Source organism: Polynucleobacter sp. AP-Sanab-80-C2, assembly GCF_035012965.1.
GTDB lineage: Bacteria > Pseudomonadota > Gammaproteobacteria > Burkholderiales > Burkholderiaceae > Polynucleobacter.
Genome location: NZ_JAYGQS010000001.1, coordinates 223,895 through 236,577 on the forward strand (window position 1 = coordinate 223,895; position 12,683 = coordinate 236,577).

Sequence of the window (12,683 nt, forward strand, 5' to 3'; positions counted from 1 at the left end):
TTCAATACTACTGCACTGCATCAATTTTCTAGAAGATCATCCTAGCCCCAACGGTGATAGCTTGCGGCATGCCAGCCTGATACGAAGAGGCCTGCGATGCAATATTGAAGGTGACATACTGTCGATTCAGTAAGTTCACTGCTGAGGCAAATACTGAGGCCTGGGGGGTGACTTGATAATTCGCCTTTAAGCCAACCACGGCATAGGCAGGCACTGGCAGGGATCCTGTTGCCATCCAGGAGTTGCCAACATAACGCACGGTGGTTGTCAGGCTTGCCTGCGGCACAGGGTAATAAGTAATGGCTGCATTTGCAATATTCATCGGTACACCGCCCACCTGTGAATTAATCGCGTCAGTCGTGGCAGTCCACGTTAATACAGTTCGGGTGTAGGAGTAGCCACCATCTACAGCCCAATTCGGATTGAGATCGTGATGGTATTGCAACTCAAGACCGCGACTCAATAGATTTTGTTGATTGGTGTAGTAGCTGACATTGGTATAGCCTGAGCTTGTACTGGTAGCAGAGCATCCCGAAAGTCCAGCGGCACTACACAGACTGTTTGCATAAGCCCAATTTGCAGTAGTAATTTTGTAGCTGGCGATCGCATTCTGAATGTAATTATTAAAAGCAGTAAGCTGCGCAAAACCATTTTTCCAGCGGTAATCTGTCCCCACTTCATAACCCGTCATTGTCTCGGGCGTTAAATTCGGATTAGCCAGAGAATATCCACTGACAGAGTTTCCATAACTACGCAAAGTATTGTTCATACTCGGCGCATGAAAAGCTTGATAGGCAGCACTACGCAAGTCCCAATTTTGGGTTGCTTTATATAGCAGACCTAGAGTTGGACTCAACTGTGTTTTGCTCTGATTTGGAATGCCTTGATAGATAGGACTTGAACCATTGGCGCCAGCGTTATATGAAGTGGGTGTTTGACTATTCCATGCATCAACCCGCACACCCAGGGAGGTTTCTAGTGGAATTGCGCTAGCCCGAGATTTAACTTGACCAAGAAGTCCATAAAAGTTTTGCTGTCCCTGCGCGTAACTTACTGAGCTTACTGCGCCAGTCGTACCAAGATTATTTGTTAAGTTCGATGCAGAAATATTTCTGGCATCGATACCAACAATATATTGATCAATGCCGGCGGCTTTTAAGTCATGTGTATATTGCGCTGATGCGCCAAGAGTGGAATAGGGATCGGTGTAATTGGCATTGATATACGGCTTATAAGGTGAAGCGGTCAGATTATTAGCAGTTTGTTTATAGAAATTCGTATTTTGATAATAGACATTGACCTGCACTTTTTTATCTACGTCTAGATTTGTAGTTGAGCCACCAGCAACATCAGCTGTCTGAATTAAATTGGGCGCGATAGCGTAGTTGTTACTTAAGTCCGCCATCGTGCTGTAACCCATTCTTAAGAATGCATTGGTATCAGCAGTGGGTTTGAAGTAATTTTGTAGGCGGACATTCGAATTCTTAACGGCATCCGTTCCCATGCCATTTTTAATATTACTCGGCGATCCTGGAGAAATCGTAGCGTAGTTCTGAAAGCCTTCACTTGAAAAGTAATCGGCAGAAAAGCGCATTTGCATTGCATCTGACACGACCAGGTCTTTTGAGGCGGCTACGTTACCTGTCGCAAATGAGCCAATACTGGCAGAAACTTCTTGAGAACTATTTTTGGGTGTTTTGGTGTTGATATTGATCACACCACCCATACCGTAGTTGCCATACAAACTTGATACACCGCCACGCACAAACTCCACCGACTCAATCGAAGACATCGGCACCAAGTTCCACTGTACCGTTCCGTAGAAAGCGTCATTTGCTGGTAAGCCATCAATTAATACTAGGGTGCGGCCATAGCCTAAGCCGCGCACGTTAATGCTCTGGCCGGTAGGATCTTTTTGGTAGTAAGGCACATCATTTAAAAATACGCCTGGCACATTCTTGAGTACTTGATCAATGGTCTGATCTGGAGAAGATTCCAATACTTCTTTTGTCAGAATCGTTGTATTGAGTGACATTTCATCTAGGGGTGTTCCTGAACGAGTGGCATTCACCACCATGTCGTTGAGCTTTTGATCGTAATTTGGGGGTGGTGCAATTTGCGCCCAAGATTGACCAGATTGCAAAACCAATAAGAGAGCTAGAACATTCGCGCTAGATTGCAGTTGCTTACACATAACCATTATTAAGGACGTACTACTGGCATTTTTCTTTTGATTTATTTTTTCTTTGGCTTACTCTTGCCCATCAAAGAAGCCAGCATCGGGTTTGCCTCTGCTAGCTCTTTTTTGGTTTTTGCTACTGCATCGGCAGCTCCAGGCTTGGGAGTCTTGGCAGCATTCTTCATACGCTGAGCAGTAGTCAAGGCTAAGCTCTTGTACAGGTCTGTTTTTTTCATTGCCATGACTATGCTCTTTATATCGAATGATTCAGTGTTTATAGTTTCGTTAATGACTTGGCCGCAAAACCTAAGAACAATAATGTCCAGCCTTGTAGTAGCAATTCGATAGCAATTAACAATCCCGGTAGCCATAAGCTAGAAGAAGGGAAGCTATTCATGATGAGTACGCCCATCAAGATAGAAATGGCTGCAGATAAGGCAAGCCAGAACCACTCAGCAAAATGACGATGCTGAAATGCCGAGACCAAACGCAAGAAGCCAGTAATAAAAAAGATTGCAGCCAACCACAAGGTAATCGCTTCAAGCGCAGGAATCGGAAATGCCCATACATAAATTGCTGCACCAATATACAAAATAGCAAAAATCAGCTGCACGCCAACACTTTTCCAGCCAGTAGATTTAAATGCATGTGCTCCCTGAAGTATGCCGCCTGCAAATAAGAAGATGCCCAGCACATTGACTGAGACCAGAGAGAAGAGGGTTTGACCGGCAATGCCAATCATGCCGAGAATGAGGAACAAAATGCCTAGACCAATGAGTGCCCCCGGAACTTTTGCTGCTGCACCTAATACATTGCCACGGAGTACTTTCATTTGTTCTACTGATAAATCGGCCATGAGGAACCCTTTAGTGATCAATACAAAATAAGAAATATATCTTTAGCATCTTCAAAACTTAAAGATGGCTGTCTACCGAATCAATAAACTCTCGCACCGCTTGATTAAATAGAGCAGGCTGCTCAATGTTCGATAAATGGGCTGCGTCTTCAATAATAACCATCTGCGATCCATCGATCAGGCGATTAAGCACAATACCTTGATCTACGGTACAAGCAGGGTCATGACGCCCAGATAGAACCAGCGTTGGCGCCTTGATCTTCAGCAACATCGTGCTTTGCGCCATATCGCGCACCGCACTTCCGCAACCGATATAGCCTTCCACATTAGTAGCCAAAATCATCTGGCGTACTTTTTCAATATCTTGTGGAGCACGTTCTACAAATGGCGCTGTGAACCAGCGGCCAATCGTGCCGTCTACTAAACCAGCAAGACCTTGTGAGCAGGCGGTTTGAAAACGGTCTTCCCACAAACTGCGGGGTGGCATTTCACTGGCGGTATTACAAAGTGAAAGTGAAAGAATGCGCTCAGGATAACGAGCGCCTAATTGCTGACCAATCATTCCGCCAATCGATAGGCCCATGAAATGCACCTTCTCAATTTTCAATGCATCCAATAAACCAACAGCATCATCAGCTAATTGCGCAATGCTGTATGGGCCAGGCACAACTCCAGACTTGCCATGCCCTCTTTTGTCGTAACGCAGCACGCGGTAACGGTCAGCAAGAGCAGGCACATTCCAATCCCACATACTGCCGTTGGCCATCAAACTATTGGCCACTAACAGTACTCGGCCATCTTGGGGACCATCAAATCGATAGGCAATATCAACGCCATTGACGTTAACGGTTTTGGTGTCTTGCAATTGGGTCATCTGTCTCCGCCTTTTTGGATCTACCGGCCTCTATTTATCTATTTTTGAGACCGTGTTAGATTATCCAATGAAATACCCTAGAAGGTATTTAGACGCCACTAAAAAACGACGCCATAAAAGTCATAGGAGACACGATGTTGACATCACAAATTCAGGGCAAGCGCACCCGCATGCTTGGCAAACTCACTCTGATACTGAGCCTTTCCGTATCTGCAGCCATAGCCAATGCCCAAAGCTACCCCAATCGCACTGTCAAGATGATCGTGCCTTTGACTACTGGCTCTGGGGCTGACATTGCTGGACGACTGGTTGCTAAAAGCCTGACGGAGACTTGGAAGCAACCTGTCATTATTGAAAACCGCCCTGGCGCTGGCGGATTGATCGGGACAGGAGTTGTTGTCAATGCCGATCCAGATGGTTACTCCCTACTCGTTCAATCAGCATCCTATGCAGCCAACCCAGCCATCTATAAAAAATTACCTTATGACCCACTCAAGAGTTTGATTGATGTGGCGATTCTTGGACAAACGCCCTATGTAATGATCACCGCCATAGATGGACCCTATCAGACCATTCGTGATTTAGTGATCGCTACAAAATCTAAACCCGGTGAAATTACCTTCGCCTCTGCAGGCGTTGGCAGCTCATCCCACCTAGCTGCTGAGTATTTCAATCAAATGATGGGTATCAAATTAATCCATGTTCCATACAAGGGATCACCAGAAGCCATCTCCGACACAATGTCAGGTCGTACCGCTTTTTATATGGCACCGCTTGACACCGCAATTGGGCAACTCAAAGGCGGCAAGTTACGCGCATTAGGAGTCACTAGCAAAACTCGTAATGCGGCAGTTCCTGAAATTGCGAGTATCGCTGAACAAGGCTATCCCAATTTTGAAATTGGTCTTTGGTTTGGTGTTTGGGCACCTGCGGGCACTCCAGCTGCAGTAGTTAAAAAGATGAATACCGACATCAATCAATCAATGCAAGATCCTGAAGTGAAAGCTGCTTATGAAACCAAAGGAATCAAAGCAACACCGATGAGCCCAACTGAATTTGGCAAATTTGTTCGTGAAGAAATGGCGAAGTATCAAAAAATTGCTAAAGATGCGAACATCGAACCGCAATAAAGTAACGCAGTAAAAAAGCGGTAAAGCAATTGACCAATCATCCTTCAGCGCCTCTGTGCCAAGCCCCTGATCCAGAAATACGATCACCAAAGATTACGTTTCCGACTGGGGCGGTTGATTGTCATGCCCACATCTGTGGCCCCGCAACTCAATTTCCCTATGCGCAAGAGCGCATCTATACGCCGCCAGATGCCACTGTAGAGAACTACCAATCTTTACTGCACATGCTTGGTGTAGATCGAGCAGTGCTAGTGCAACCGAGCGTGTATGGCTCTGATAATCGTGCGATGTTAGCAGCGCTTAAGGCGCAACCCGTAAAGTTTCGTGGTGTGGCCGTTGTTTCAAACAACGTAAATGAAATTGGCGATCAAGAGTTAGAACAACTGCATGCAGCTGGTGTTCGGGGAATTCGTTGCAATATTGTGGATGTAGCCGATAAGTCTGCTGGTTTACCAATGCAAAATCTAAAAGCTTTAGCAGAGCGCATCAAACCATTTGGTTGGCATATTGAACTCCTCATGCATGTCAATGGGTGTCCAGACTTAGCTCAGGCTTTTGAAAACTTTCCAGTAGATTTAGTGTTTGGTCACTTTGGCTATAGCCATGCAAAATATGGAATTCAGGATCCAGGATTTCAGGGCTTATTAGAGTTACTTAAAAACCAACAGGCTTGGGTCAAAATGACAGGCCCTTACCGCATTTGCGATGGTAATCTTCCTTATGCCGATATGCGCCCTTTTAATGATGCAGTGATAGACGCAAATCCCAAGCGACTGATCTGGGGTAGCGATTGGCCCCATGTAATGGTCAAAAAGCAAATGCCGCATGATGTAGACCTTTGCGACCTATTTAGCGATTGGGTTACAGACCCAAGCTTAAGAAAATCGATCCTGGTCGATAACCCCTGTATCCTGTATGACTTTCCGGCAATCAATTTGTAAATAAGCCAGCAAAACAGAGTAAATACAGTAGAAAGAAGTTTTATATGGATACCACTCTTACCGTCATCTTAGGCATTGTTGCAATGTTGTTACCCCTATTGGTAGGTCGCCTAGTTTGGAAGCGCTTTGATCAATGGTTTGGTCGTAATCATGAAGCTTATATGGATAGCCTGGAATATTTCCTCAAGAAAATTGGCTTTACTGTGCTCGTTGCCTTTGTGCTTTTATGGCTAGGAATGAGCTTGGTCTTTAATGGCAACGGCGCTCCATTAGCCTAAGCAATATGAACGATCAACTTAAAGCTATTCTATCCAAAGCAAAGTTGAACTTTGCGATCTTGGCTAGCATTTTAGCTATTGCTGTATTGGGAAAATTTACCAACCCAGAATTAACCAATGCTATTTTTGTGACTGCGGACCAATTGGTTTCAGAGCTCTACTTAGTATTTATTGCAATCACCTTGGGTGCATTTATACCCAATTTCAAACTGGTAGCGTTTGGATCGATTGGTGCTTTTATAGCAGCTGCGATCATCATCCAACTCAAGGTCTTTAACTACCTCACTACTGAATACCTATTTGCAATACTGATTGTGACCTTAGGATTTGCGTCAATTGCTAACTTATATAGACACTATCGGGAACTCGGGCTTTAATAACCGCTGTTGGTGAAATCGGCTGGTGAAGCCAAATTACCCCCCAGATTTTGCAGCTTTAATCATTTTATCTACATCTACATTCTGATTAATAGCATGTATCAAAGTTTGAGGATTGCGCTTTACAAACACTCTAAATACCTCATCGGCAAAAGCTTGGCCAATCATGTCAACGCCTTTAAAGTCTAAAAGAACTGTTTCAAATTTTTCAATACGATTTAATATTCTTTTAGCCTGCGAACGCGACACCAATCTCTCACCTTCGTATAGGGCTAATTTTACTGGTACTACCGTTTTATTAAATGCGTAGTCTTGCTCTTCATTGCCAGTATATTCATCAAAAACAGCCTTTAATACTCGATTGGTATTTAGAAAAATTTCCATATAGATCTTTGTACCCTTTTGATCCCTTTCTCTATGAAGCAAAAAATCATCCTCATACTCATCTACATGCGAGAACGCCAGATCTCCCGATAGGATAAAAAATTCGTCAAAAGCTCGCGAGGTAAAAAAAATACCCTGGCCAGTATGGTTATCAGGATCGGTTGTAAGCTTTCCTTTGCTTAACTCCAATATTGACTCCCTTGGATCTTGCAAATTCATCAAACGGGCAATGTGGTTAAAAATTCCCTCACCATCATCCATAATAGTAATGGCAATTTTTTCTGCAGTGCGCTCAACGCTGATGAATACCTCGGCCCCAAGGGAATGGTCAATAGCATTATTTAGCATCTCCGTAAAACCATAATGACAAATGCTTTCGATTTCACGAGGCAAATCGGCAAAGATTGATCCAAAATTGTTGTAATAAACATCTGACTCTTGTAAATTTTTAAGCGCAAAGATACTAGACTCAGTTCGATTAACACCTAGTTGATAGGTGCGCCCCTTTGTATTTCCTGCGGCAACTAAATAGCCTTGCTGTATTAAAGCGCTTAAATGGGCATGTACTGCCTGTCGCGAAATCTCAAAGGCCTCCATGGCATCTGAAAGAATATTGCTATTCTTTGACTTGATGCCACTCAACAGGAAGCGGCGAATAACATCGGATCGTTTTGTTCTAGCAAGCGCCATTAGATCGGGAAATCTCTCAAATTATTTGTAAAGTATTCACCTGCTAATTGTAAAATTTAATAAATTAATTGTAAAGATATCTCTCCATACCAAGTCAATATTATTTTTAATGGACTACGTATAGAGCTCTAAACGACGTGTCCCTGACCATCAAAATAATTGCTCCATTCCTCTTGTGTCTATAAGTCTTTGCATCAACTTTCGCTCGCGATCCTCTATATGATCCAAGTCCAAAAAACGCTTGTTTCTCTCATAAATTGACAATGCTTCCGCATCCGTTAAGTATCCATCGTCTTTCAGTTGCCAACATAACGCCTTCAATTGAGGGTAGTCTTTAATGCGGATATGGGGTACCTCGGGACCCTGTAAATTGGCACCCGCCTTTTGACCAGCTATAGGCAATAAAGCCAAATGTAAACCCAAGGCTTCGCAGACCTGTAAATAAGCCCCAATACTCACTGTAGGCTCGCCTTTTTCAATGCGATGTAATGTCACCCTTGAAATACCGGCTACTTCAGCACAAACCTGGGCGCGAACCTTCAAAACCTTTCTTCTAGCTGTTATTTGAGCGCCTAAACGGGCTAACAAAGGCAAGTCTTGGGCTGGGGGTGGATTAATCTTTACTATCATAATGTTTCTTATTATATACAATTTATATTATTTGTATACTATAAGAAACATATTTTATAAAAACCAATGAAATACCCACTCACCACCAAGACCAATTGGCATCATGCTTGTGGCTAGCTTCAAAGACGGGATCAAAGTCATGGTTTCTGAGCCATTGCCTCATCACTCTGTCGTTTCTGGTGCGTCGACGCCGATCAAATACCTTGCGATACCAGCGTGGTGCGCTACTGCCCATAGTGACTTCTTTATAAGAATGAAATAGCGTAATCGCCTTTCTTCCAGCGGGTGAGCGTTGATCATGACGAATACTTGGACCTCCTTTAAGAAATAAATCCCAATCTTTTAAAACCCATACATATTCATGCCGCTGATTTTTACGTCTAACTGTTCGTGACATAACAAATTCCCTTAAATTCTTGTTAAAAAGTTATGTCATATCGATCTCCAGAGGTAAATGTGTTGGATAAAAAAATTAGCGCAAGCATTTTTAGTGCTTGCGCTAATTTTAAAGAAGGGAATATCCACTCAAATGGAGTGGTCAGGTTTAGTAGCTGTTCTTATAACTTTTCATTACTTCTCCAATGCGCCATAAATCACTGCATTCAATTGCTCGCGATGCACCTTACGGATTTCGCCTGGCGCTACACCCATCATGACCACCACCATTTGTTCTTTAGGGTCTGCCCAAAAGATGGTCCCGTATGCGCCGTTCCAGGTGAAATCGCCAACGTTGCCGTTAATCGCTGACAAGCCTCTATCAGTGCGAACTGCTACACCCAAACCGAAGCCATAACCTACGCGACCTGGCTCAGTACCACCGACATTATTTTTAATCTCTTTATTTAAGTGGTTTGATGTCATAAATGCCACCGTCTGCGGACCCAATACTTTCTTACCTTCAAGACTGCCGCCATTGAGCAGCATTTGACCAAAACGAATGTAGTCGCCAGCAGTAGAATAGGCACAAGAGCCGCCACAATCAAACTTGACCTTCTGCGTATGAATATCCACCTTTTGTGGTTTACCAGTAAGCGGGTCAATCAGTAATGGTTGCGCTAAGCGAGCACGATCTTTTTCAGCCAAGTCAAAAGTGGTATTCGGCATTCCAACTTTATTCCAAATACGCTCCTGCATGACTGCGCCCAAAGGTTTGCCGGCAATCTTTTCCTCAATGATGCCGAGCACATCCAAACCAAAACCATAATCCCATGCAGTGCCTGGCTCATATAGCAATGGTGCACTAGCTAACTTATCAATAAATTCTTGCGCATTGTATTGAACGGCTGCGGGCGCTGAACCTGCAGGATAAAACTGATGAACTGGTGTTGCACCACGACCGCCATAAGTGAGACCATTGGTATGGCGCATGAGATCTTGCACAGTAATGGGATTTTTTGCTGGCACGGTAGTGAGATTACCATCAGCATCAATCTTGCCTACTTTCATGTCTTTAAATTGGGGAAGCCAATTGGAGATCGGCGCATTGAGCGGCAACTTCCCTTCTTCATAAAAAGTGAGCCCGCCTACGGCAGCCATCACCTTAGTCATCGATGCCAAATTAAAGATGGCATCCGTTGTCATAGGCTTGTTGTTGGCTTTATCCAAATATCCATAAGGTTTGAAAATGACTAACTTGCCATTCTTGGCAACCGCCAATACGGCGCCGGGCATATTGTTAGCAGCAATTTGATCGGCAAAGAACGCATCAATTCTTTTGAGACCTTCCTGGGTAAATCCTTGGCCAGGAGTGCTACTGAGAGGTAATGGTGCTTTTGAGGTATCTGCGGCAAAACCTATCCCACTCGTCATTAGTCCGAAGCTGAGGGCAGTGGCCAAGCTAATTTCTTGGAATTTTTTCATGCTATCTCCGTATTTGATGTTTTGGGACCTAGCTTGCGCCCTCTTTTTTAAGGTTTAGGCCTATTGAAGCAGACTTTTAGGGATCAGGGTCTATTTCCAGCCTATATATCTATAAGTTATATAAGATCAATTTTTAAGTATTTGGCTGAATATAGAATAACCCTGACAATCGTGGGCTATGTATAAATATGACCACATTGACCAAACCCTTGTAGATCAACGGGTTGCACAATTTAGAGACCAGGTAGCCAGAAGACTCGATGGCAGTCTTGCCGAAGAAGAGTTTCGCCCCCTAAGACTGCAAAATGGTTTGTACCATCAGCGCCATGCGTATATGTTGCGCGTGGCAATTCCTTACGGTCTATTTAATTCAAAGCAATTGCGCACCATGGCGCTCATTGCGCAAAAGTATGACCGTGGTTATGGCCATTTCACGACTCGTCAAAATATTCAGTTCAACTGGGTCACACTAGAAGACACGCCAGATATTTTGGCGGAGCTTGCCAAAGTAGAAATGCATGCCATTCAAACTTCAGGCAACTGCATTCGTAATATTACGAGCGATGCGTTTGCCGGCGTCGCGGGTGATGAGTATGTTGATACACGACCTGTATGTGAATTACTCCGTCAGTGGTCAACACTACATCCTGAATTTGCTCATCTCCCCCGCAAATTTAAATTTGCCATCAATGGTGCAAAAGAAGATCGTACTATATTGCTTTGTCATGATGTTGGTATTGAACTCAAGAAAAGTCCGAGCATCAATCATGGTGAACTGACTGCAGATATCTATGCAGGTGGCGGTATGGGTCGCACACCAATTTTAGGCTCACTGATCAAAACAGATTTGCCATGGCAGCTACTACCAAGCTACCTCACAGCCCTCTTGCGGGTCTATAACCGCTTTGGGCGTAGAGACAATCTTTACAAGGCTCGTATCAAGATCTTGGTTAAGGCTTTAAGTCCTGAAGAGTTTGCTCGACAAGTTGAAGGTGAATGGATCCATATCAAAAATGGTGATGACAATTTCACTAAAGCCGAGTGGGATCGGGTTGCCAAACATTTCACAAAACCAGCTTACAAAAGCCTACCGGCACTTACGATCGAGCAAGTGATTAACCTAGCTAATGATGCAGACAAAACCATATTTACAAGATGGTTAGAGCGAAATGTAAAGTCTCACCAGGTATCAGGCTATGCCAGCGTGATTCTGTCACTCAAACCCCATGGCACTGTTGCGCCTGGTGACGCTACTACCGCACAAATGTTGGCTATTGCCGATTTAGCCGATCAATACAGTTTTGGTGAATTACGTGCAACGCATGAACAAAACTTAGTATTGGCTGATGTAGAACAAGATAAGCTTTATGACTTGTGGCAAGAAGCGAAAAAGCAAAAAGTAGCATTACCTAACGTAGGTCTACTCACCGATATCATCGCTTGTCCTGGCGGTGACTTCTGTTCTTTGGCGAATGCTAAATCTCTCCCGATTGCTAAAGCTATTCAAGAACGCTTTGATGATTTGGACTACTTATTTGACCTCGGTGATATCAGTCTGAATATCTCTGGCTGCATTAACTCTTGCGGTCATCACCACGTTGGCAATATTGGTGTTTTGGGTATCGATAAGGATGGTGAGGAGTGGTATCAAATTACTTTGGGTGGCGAGCAAGGCAATGATGCTGCCATTGGAAAAGTGATTGGCCCTTCTTTCTATGCCGATGAGATTCCGGATGTTATTACTAATGTCATTAGTACTTACGTCAATAACCGCAGTGAAGGTGAGTTCTTTATCGATGCCTATCGCAGAATCGGAGTGACCCCCTTTAAGGAGGCTGCTTATAAGAATGCTAAGAAGAAAGAAAAGGTTGAGTCAGCAGGAGATGCATCATGAGCCTGACAACGAACATCATGGCAGCGCATGATCAAATTTTGCATTTTCCGAAAGATGGTAAACCTAGCTTAGCTGCTAATGAGTGGCTGATTTGGAGTGGTAGCCAGCACGAAGACAGCCCACCCGATCTTGAGCACGGCAAAAAGAAAGTACTTGTGCCATTTACCTGGTGGATAAGCCATCACCATGAGGCTGATATCCAAACCAAAACAAAAAATGGCCAAATTGGCGTTTGGTTTGCAGCTGATGATGATATCCTGAAACATGCCGAGCTAGTTGAGCAAGGCAAGCAAGCATGGTCTCTAGTAGCAGCGCACTTTCCCATCTTTAGGGATGGCAGAAGTTTTAGTACTGCAGCTCTTTTGCGCGATCGCTTTCAATGGACTGGTGAGATTCGTGCGATTGGCGATGTTCTCATCGACCAATTATTACAAGGCGCCCGTGTTGGTTTTGATAGCTTTGCACTACGCCCTGACCAAAAAATCGATGTAGCACTAAAGCAGTTTGATTTGTTTTCTGTAACGACTCAAAACACTTGGCGTGGCCAAAGAACTACACGCTCCACGTTGAGTGCCTAAAAGTGCGAATTC

At 44.0% G+C, this 12,683-nt stretch carries 14 protein-coding genes; 6 read left to right on the forward strand and 8 right to left on the reverse strand.

What is annotated here, in order from left to right; translation table 11 throughout:
• Positions 1 to 28: 28 nt before the first annotated feature.
• Genes VC178_RS01155 through pcaD form a run of 4 tightly spaced genes read right to left on the reverse strand, consistent with a single transcriptional unit; the run spans position 29 to position 3,909 of the window.
• Entirely contained in the window at positions 29 to 2,194 is a 2,166-nt protein-coding gene (locus tag VC178_RS01155) for a TonB-dependent receptor (RefSeq protein WP_323481300.1), read from the reverse strand.
• A 41-nt stretch (positions 2,195 to 2,235) separates the two neighbouring features.
• A complete protein-coding gene (locus VC178_RS01160) occupies positions 2,236 to 2,421 on the reverse strand; it encodes a hypothetical protein (RefSeq protein WP_215296363.1) in 186 nt (61 codons plus the stop codon).
• A 32-nt stretch (positions 2,422 to 2,453) separates the two neighbouring features.
• On the reverse strand, positions 2,454 to 3,035 hold the full coding sequence (locus VC178_RS01165; RefSeq protein WP_323481301.1) for an HdeD family acid-resistance protein: 582 nt from the start codon (positions 3,033 to 3,035) through the stop codon (positions 2,454 to 2,456).
• A 58-nt stretch (positions 3,036 to 3,093) separates the two neighbouring features.
• Positions 3,094 to 3,909, reverse strand: coding sequence for a 3-oxoadipate enol-lactonase (gene pcaD, locus VC178_RS01170; protein ID WP_323481302.1), 816 nt, complete (start codon positions 3,907 to 3,909; stop codon positions 3,094 to 3,096).
• Positions 3,910 to 4,043: 134 nt separating this feature from the next.
• On the opposite strand from pcaD, the gene VC178_RS01175 reads away from it, so the two are divergent.
• Genes VC178_RS01175 through VC178_RS01190 form a run of 4 tightly spaced genes read left to right on the forward strand, consistent with a single transcriptional unit; the run spans position 4,044 to position 6,635 of the window.
• On the forward strand, positions 4,044 to 5,039 hold the full coding sequence (locus VC178_RS01175) for a tripartite tricarboxylate transporter substrate binding protein (protein ID WP_323481303.1): 996 nt from the start codon (positions 4,044 to 4,046) through the stop codon (positions 5,037 to 5,039).
• A gap of 29 nt (positions 5,040 to 5,068) precedes the next feature.
• Positions 5,069 to 5,980 (forward strand): amidohydrolase family protein, encoded by a 912-nt coding sequence (locus VC178_RS01180; protein ID WP_323481304.1) that lies wholly within the window; start codon positions 5,069 to 5,071, stop codon positions 5,978 to 5,980.
• Between the two features lie 44 nt (positions 5,981 to 6,024).
• Entirely contained in the window at positions 6,025 to 6,258 is a 234-nt protein-coding gene (locus VC178_RS01185) for a hypothetical protein (protein ID WP_323481305.1), read from the forward strand.
• Positions 6,259 to 6,263: 5 nt separating this feature from the next.
• Positions 6,264 to 6,635, forward strand: a complete 372-nt coding sequence (locus tag VC178_RS01190; protein WP_323481306.1) for a hypothetical protein — start codon at positions 6,264 to 6,266, stop codon at positions 6,633 to 6,635.
• A gap of 36 nt (positions 6,636 to 6,671) precedes the next feature.
• On the opposite strand, the gene VC178_RS01195 is transcribed toward VC178_RS01190, so the two are convergent.
• The 4 genes from VC178_RS01195 to VC178_RS01210 all read right to left on the reverse strand — a co-directional run bounded on the left by VC178_RS01195 (position 6,672) and on the right by VC178_RS01210 (position 10,199).
• Positions 6,672 to 7,709: an STAS-like domain-containing protein gene (locus VC178_RS01195; protein ID WP_323481307.1), complete on the reverse strand. Its 1,038-nt coding sequence runs from the start codon at positions 7,707 to 7,709 to the stop codon at positions 6,672 to 6,674.
• 150 nt (positions 7,710 to 7,859) lie between these two features.
• Positions 7,860 to 8,339 carry a helix-turn-helix domain-containing protein gene (locus VC178_RS01200; protein WP_323481308.1) on the reverse strand — a complete coding sequence of 160 codons (480 nt, stop codon included), beginning with the start codon at positions 8,337 to 8,339 and terminating at the stop codon, positions 7,860 to 7,862.
• Between the two features lie 79 nt (positions 8,340 to 8,418).
• On the reverse strand, positions 8,419 to 8,736 hold the full coding sequence (locus VC178_RS01205) for a hypothetical protein (protein ID WP_323481309.1): 318 nt from the start codon (positions 8,734 to 8,736) through the stop codon (positions 8,419 to 8,421).
• Between the two features lie 173 nt (positions 8,737 to 8,909).
• Positions 8,910 to 10,199: a serine hydrolase domain-containing protein gene (locus tag VC178_RS01210; RefSeq protein WP_323481310.1), complete on the reverse strand. Its 1,290-nt coding sequence runs from the start codon at positions 10,197 to 10,199 to the stop codon at positions 8,910 to 8,912.
• Between the two features lie 178 nt (positions 10,200 to 10,377).
• Between VC178_RS01210 and VC178_RS01215 the strand changes: the two genes are divergently transcribed.
• Positions 10,378 to 12,093 (forward strand): nitrite/sulfite reductase, encoded by a 1,716-nt coding sequence (locus VC178_RS01215; RefSeq protein WP_323481311.1) that lies wholly within the window; start codon positions 10,378 to 10,380, stop codon positions 12,091 to 12,093.
• A complete protein-coding gene (locus VC178_RS01220; RefSeq protein WP_323481312.1) occupies positions 12,090 to 12,671 on the forward strand; it encodes a DUF934 domain-containing protein in 582 nt (193 codons plus the stop codon). The genes VC178_RS01215 and VC178_RS01220 overlap by 4 nt, the downstream gene beginning before the upstream one ends.
• The last annotated feature ends 12 nt before the right edge of the window (positions 12,672 to 12,683 follow it).

Excerpts from the sequence above, each read along its gene's own strand:
- VC178_RS01155 (WP_323481300.1), bottom strand. The coding sequence starts at position 2,194 with ATGTGTAAGCAACTGCAATCTAGCGCGAATGTTCTAGCTCTCTTATTG.
- VC178_RS01160 (WP_215296363.1), bottom strand. The coding sequence starts at position 2,421 with ATGGCAATGAAAAAAACAGACCTGTACAAGAGCTTAGCCTTGACTACT.
- VC178_RS01165 (WP_323481301.1), bottom strand. The coding sequence starts at position 3,035 with ATGGCCGATTTATCAGTAGAACAAATGAAAGTACTCCGTGGCAATGTA.
- pcaD (WP_323481302.1), bottom strand. The coding sequence starts at position 3,909 with ATGACCCAATTGCAAGACACCAAAACCGTTAACGTCAATGGCGTTGAT.
- VC178_RS01175 (WP_323481303.1), top strand. The coding sequence starts at position 4,044 with ATGTTGACATCACAAATTCAGGGCAAGCGCACCCGCATGCTTGGCAAA.
- VC178_RS01185 (WP_323481305.1), top strand. The coding sequence starts at position 6,025 with ATGGATACCACTCTTACCGTCATCTTAGGCATTGTTGCAATGTTGTTA.
- VC178_RS01190 (WP_323481306.1), top strand. The coding sequence starts at position 6,264 with ATGAACGATCAACTTAAAGCTATTCTATCCAAAGCAAAGTTGAACTTT.
- VC178_RS01195 (WP_323481307.1), bottom strand. The coding sequence starts at position 7,709 with ATGGCGCTTGCTAGAACAAAACGATCCGATGTTATTCGCCGCTTCCTG.
- VC178_RS01200 (WP_323481308.1), bottom strand. The coding sequence starts at position 8,339 with ATGATAGTAAAGATTAATCCACCCCCAGCCCAAGACTTGCCTTTGTTA.
- VC178_RS01205 (WP_323481309.1), bottom strand. The coding sequence starts at position 8,736 with ATGTCACGAACAGTTAGACGTAAAAATCAGCGGCATGAATATGTATGG.
- VC178_RS01210 (WP_323481310.1), bottom strand. The coding sequence starts at position 10,199 with ATGAAAAAATTCCAAGAAATTAGCTTGGCCACTGCCCTCAGCTTCGGA.
- VC178_RS01215 (WP_323481311.1), top strand. The coding sequence starts at position 10,378 with ATGTATAAATATGACCACATTGACCAAACCCTTGTAGATCAACGGGTT.
- VC178_RS01220 (WP_323481312.1), top strand. The coding sequence starts at position 12,090 with ATGAGCCTGACAACGAACATCATGGCAGCGCATGATCAAATTTTGCAT.